The 439-nt window shown below is 58.2% G+C and carries 1 protein-coding gene and 1 pseudogene; both read left to right on the top strand.

Annotated features, from left to right (window positions below; genetic code table 11):
* Nucleotides 1–257: pseudogene (locus A3754_RS27395) on the top strand (hypothetical protein); the annotation flags it as partial.
* Nucleotides 254–439 (top strand): hypothetical protein (locus A3754_RS06245; protein WP_156496853.1); only part of this gene is annotated, 186 nt, incomplete at its 3' end. The pseudogene A3754_RS27395 and the gene A3754_RS06245, both read left to right, overlap by 4 nt.

The raw sequence follows: 439 nt of genomic DNA, 5'->3' as shown, positions 1-439 counted from the left end.
TGACCTTGCACAGTGTGGTGGTGGAAGATAACCAGCCCGATTTGCTGCGTCTGTTGCTGGATCACGCCGTGGACCNTTTTCATGGTCGATATGATGCCCTGGTGTGTGGTTTCTTTGCACAGGATCCTCTGGCACGCGTGCCGGCACGCTACCGCCGCCGTCTGTTATTGAGTGATCACTTTCTGGTGAGCTACGACGGTGACCCCCGGGCGCAACTGGATGATCGCCTGCCCTATGTGGAAGTGGCGCGCCTGTGAATACCTTGTCTACCCGATCATTGTCGTCCCGGCCGCCGGTGGATTATATCGGCATGTGGTACCGCGCCCGAGCCGGGCTGGGTATTGATGATCGCATAGAATTTATCTTCATCGATCCGTACAGCGGTGAACGCGACACCGTCGCCTTGCGCCATCGGGACCATGATGGGGTGGGCGGCATT

Source organism: Alcanivorax sp. HI0083, assembly GCF_001635175.1.
This window is presented reverse-complemented; position numbering and strand designations above follow the sequence as displayed.